At 74.2% G+C, this 3,537-nt stretch carries 2 protein-coding genes and 1 pseudogene; 1 reads left to right on the forward strand and 2 read right to left on the reverse strand.

Annotation, left to right across the window (positions count from 1 at the left end):
• Positions 1-88: 88 nt before the first annotated feature.
• The gene (locus tag ACFWOG_RS40080) at positions 89-1,213 is read right to left on the reverse strand and encodes a DUF2637 domain-containing protein (protein WP_380364606.1); all 1,125 of its coding nucleotides are present in this window, start codon (positions 1,211-1,213) and stop codon (positions 89-91) included.
• A 739-nt stretch (positions 1,214-1,952) separates the two neighbouring features.
• Between ACFWOG_RS40080 and ACFWOG_RS40085 the strand changes: the two genes are divergently transcribed.
• Positions 1,953-2,693, forward strand: coding sequence for a Tellurium resistance (locus ACFWOG_RS40085; protein ID WP_329878959.1), 741 nt, complete (start codon positions 1,953-1,955; stop codon positions 2,691-2,693).
• Positions 2,694-2,875: 182 nt separating this feature from the next.
• Here ACFWOG_RS40085 and ACFWOG_RS40090 read toward each other — a convergent pair.
• Positions 2,876-3,537: pseudogene (locus tag ACFWOG_RS40090) on the reverse strand (hypothetical protein); the annotation flags it as partial.

Below are 3,537 nucleotides of genomic sequence, written 5' to 3' on the forward strand. Positions count from 1 at the left end.
CCCCTGGAGTGGGGGGCGGCCGTTCCGGCGTTTCGGGCTTCAGGCCCCGGGCCGGGGCTCGGGCCCTCAGGCCTTCGGGTGCGGTGTCTCAGCCGAGCTGCTGCTCGATGGCGCGCAGCTTGCGCTCCAGCGAGTCCAGCTTGGGCATCGACAGGGTGTCGTCGTCCGCCGTCAGGTCGATGGTCGAGCTGCGGTAGGAGGACGAGGAGGACAGCGAGGCGGAGGACGACGTCGACGTCGAGGAGCCGACGGCGGCGCGCGTCCGGCGGCCGGTGTCGAAGGAGCTCAGCGAGGCGGGCTCCAGCGAGGAGGAGGTGGACTTGGAGAGAGCGTCTGCCTCGGCGGCTAGGGCAGGCTCCGTAGTGCTCGGGCCGTCTCCGGCAGCGGCGAGCGCGGGAACCTGGCGGCCACTGCGGCCCCGGGAGAGCATCCCGCCCTGGCGGGAGATGGCCTTCAGCTCGGCGCGCTCGCGACGGTCGGCGCTGCGGGCACGCACCTTGGCGTCCAGCTTCGCCTGGCGCTCCTCGCGCACCTCCTCGACGGCCTCGTCCAGGCTGCGGACGTTCTCCAGCAGCATCAGCGACCAGGCGGCGTAGGTCTCGCGGGGCGCGCGCAGCCAGCGGACGATCCGGATCTGCGGCAGCGGGCGCGGCACCAGTCCCTGCTCGCGCAGCGCGGCCTTGCGGGTCTGCTTCAGCGCGCGGTCGAAGAGGATCGCGGCCGAGATCGACATGCCGGAGAAGAACTCCGGGGCGCCGTCGTGGGAGATGCCGCGCGGGGCGTGCACCCAGTTGAACCAGGCCGAGGCGATCGCGAACACCCAGACCAGCAGACGCGAGCCGAGCGCCGCGTCACCGTGGCTGGCCTCGCGGACGGCGAGCACCGAGCAGAACATCGCGGCACCGTCGAGGCCGAACGGGACGAGGTACTCCCACCCGTTCGACAGGCCGAGGTTCTCCTTGCCGAAGCCGACCAGGCCGTGGAAGGAGAGCGCGGCCGCGACGCCGGCGCAGCAGAACAGCAGGACGTAGGAGGAGATCCCGTAGATCATCTCCTTGCGCCGGCGGCGCTCCTCGCTGCGCTCCCAGGAGTCGCCCGAGTCCTGCTTCTTGGTGTTGTTCTTGAAGCGCAGCGTCGCCACCAGGATGGCTGTGAAGAGCAGGGCTGCGCCGCCGATGACGGTCCAGACCAGCTGTATGGAGGTCAGGTTCATTGCGGGTCGGGCCTCAGGTTTCCGCAGGGGACAGGTCACGGTGCGACACAGGCGGTCAGGGCTCGTCCCCGGGACCGGGCCTGACGGTGCGTCGTTGTCGACGGGCGTCCGCCGTGCCCGGGCAGGGACGGGCGGGACACCTGTGCGGCTAGACGATATCGCGTCCGAAGTGGCCGCATGGTACGGGAGGGTGGCTTCGCCCCGCAATCGACCCGCCGGTGCCCGTCGGGTGGCCCTCCGGCGGCCGTCGGACGCCGTTCCGGTGGTGCCTCGGCGTGCCGTGGAGGGCCGGGTGACGGCCGGTCGTGCACCCCGGTGGAGGCTGCGGAGGTGGTTCGGAAGGCGTTGCGGAAGCTGGTCGGGGTGCGTCGGGAGGCGCCTCGGAAAGTGCGGCGGAACGTGCGTCGGAGGATGTTTCGGGAGGTGGCCCGGAAGTCGGTCGGGGGCCGGACCGGGGCCGGACCGGGGGCGGTCCGGGGGCTGTCTCGATGGTGCACGAAGGGGCTTCGGGGTGGCCGTGGGGGCGGCTATAGGGGCGGCTGCGGGCCGCGGGAGGTGATGCGGCGGCGGTGGGCTGCCGGGTGCCGGGCCGGCGGGGTCCGGGTGGCGTCCGGCCGCTGTCCGGACGGTGTCCGGTAACCGGCGGTGGGTAGGGAGTTCAGGTACCCGGGGGCGGGCTGATGCCCGATCATGGAGCGGCGGCCCGTCAGATCGACTGACGGGGCTGGGGGAGGACGGCATGGCCTCGATTTGGGAGTACCTGCGCGGGGAGCGGAACAGCCTCGACACGAGCGGGCAGTACAAGATCACCCTCACCAAGTCGCAGCCGCACCACGCGATCACCGGTGCGGCTGCCACCACCGGCTACCTCTACGTCAACCTGCACTGGACCACCCGGATAGGAGCTTCGCGGGCGTCCGGCCGGGACGCCCTCCGGAGGCTCCTGAACCCGCGCATCCTCCGCCCGATGGAGCCGGACACGGCGCAGAACACGCAGGTCAACGTGGACCTCGACCTGGCCTGCATGTACGAGCTGACCGATGGCAGCCGGGGCGTGGTGCAGCCGCTGGGCGGCTACTTCGGGGACCTCCAGCACCCGCCGTTCGTCAAGCTCAGCGGCGACGACCAGTACGGGGCGCCGTCCGGCGAGACGATGTACGTCAACCTGGAGAAGAAGGACCAGTTCAAGCGGCTGCTGATCTTCGTCTACATCTACGACGGCACGCCGGCGTTCGAACAGGCCAACGCGGTGGTGACGATCGTGCCGCAGTCCGGGCCGCGGATCGAGATCCATTTGGAGGAGCGGGCCTCGGCGGCGCGGTCGTGCGCGGTGGTGCTGATCGAGAACACCGGGGACAACACGCTGACGGTCCGCCGCGAGGTGCGGTACGTCAACGGGTTCCAGGCCGACATCGACCGGCTGTACGGCTTCGGGATGCAGTGGCAGCGCGGGTACAAGGGGTCGGCGACGGCGGACTGAGGGGCGCGGGGGTCGGTAGGGCGGCGCCTGGAGGGCCCGTGCACTCCCGGACGCCGCAGCCGGTGTGCTGCGGCGGCCGGGCGGACGGCAAGTCGGGCGGACGGCCTGCCGGTCGGCCGGATGTCGCGGTGCGGCGGTCGGGCGGGGTGGTTGGGCGGCGGGGTGCTCGTGCGGGGGGTGGGTCAGCGGGGCTGGAACTGCGGGCCCTGCGGCGGCAGCGCGAACTCCTCGGGGGCGGCCTGCGGCTGCACCGGCTGCTGGGCAGGCTGTTGCTGGGCCGGCTGCTGCTGGGACTGCGGGGCGCCGGTGTTGGGCTGCGGGTAGCCGTAGCCGCCCTGCTGCGGGGGCTGGGCCTGCTGCGGGTAGCCGTACCCGGCGGCGGCCTGCTGCTGCGGGTAGGGCTGCTGCTGCGGATAGCCGTACCCCGGGCGCTGGGCGGGCTGGGGGTAGCCGTAGCCGCCCGCCTGCTGCGGATAGCCGTAACCGCCCGGCTGCTGCGCCGGGGGCGCCGTCGGGGCGGGCGGGGCCGTCGGCGGCACCGTGGGCGGGGCGACCGGCGGAGGGGGCGTGTTCGCCGGGACGCCGGTGGGCGCCGAAGCGGCTGCGGCCGACGGCTGCGGCACGGCGGGAGCCAGCGTGAACGTGCCCGGTTCGGGGCGCGGGGCAGGGCGGGGGTCGGGCAGCGCGGCGCGCGGGTCGACGGCGGGGGCGACCGGGGAGGGCGGCCGGGAGGCGGCGGGCGGGGCGCCCGCCGGGGGCGGGGGGGGGGCCGCCGCGACCCCGGCGGGGCCCCCGGCCCCCACCCGGCGGGGCCGGTGCGGGGCCGCCGGCGCGCCGCCCCCGC

Origin of the sequence: Kitasatospora sp. NPDC058406, assembly GCF_042722765.1 — a bacterium.
Taxonomy (GTDB): domain Bacteria; phylum Actinomycetota; class Actinomycetes; order Streptomycetales; family Streptomycetaceae; genus Kitasatospora.

Bases quoted from the DNA above. Each gene is read 5' to 3' on its own strand.
- ACFWOG_RS40080 (WP_380364606.1), bottom strand. From the start codon at position 1,213: ATGAACCTGACCTCCATACAGCTGGTCTGGACCGTCATCGGCGGCGCA.
- ACFWOG_RS40085 (WP_329878959.1), top strand. From the start codon at position 1,953: ATGGCCTCGATTTGGGAGTACCTGCGCGGGGAGCGGAACAGCCTCGAC.